This is a genomic window from Pseudomonas sp. ICMP 10191 (genome assembly GCF_001467335.1).
In the GTDB taxonomy this organism is placed as follows: Bacteria; Pseudomonadota; Gammaproteobacteria; order Pseudomonadales; family Pseudomonadaceae; genus Aquipseudomonas; species Aquipseudomonas cerasi.
Map to the genome: position 1 here is coordinate 1 of NZ_LKGW01000065.1, position 318 is coordinate 318.

At 55.3% G+C, this 318-nt stretch carries 1 pseudogene; it reads right to left on the reverse strand.

Annotation, left to right across the window (positions count from 1 at the left end):
- Nucleotides 1-318: pseudogene (locus tag AO388_RS06555) on the reverse strand (terminase large subunit); the annotation flags it as partial.

The following is a 318-nucleotide window of genomic DNA, read 5'->3' on the forward strand; positions in this document are numbered from 1 at the left end:
CCTTCCAGCGGTGATAGCCGCTTCCAGCTCTTTCATGGCGTCAGACATGTTGGTGTAGTTCTGGGTGATGGTGATCGGATTGAAACCCTCGTCGTCTAGGTCATGGCTCAACCCAGTAGCACCGTGAGGGTCAATCGGCGACTCGCGTAGCGGTGCGTGTTTGTTCGCCTCTTTGGTGTCTTCGAGGATTTCGCGGTAATCGATCTCGGCACCATCCGTGACCTCAAGGTGTTTCGAGTTCAGCCAGGCTTGGAAACGCTCGGACATCCGCTTGTTGTCGCTGTCATAAGCGGTGTCGTATGGCACCCAAAACTTGGG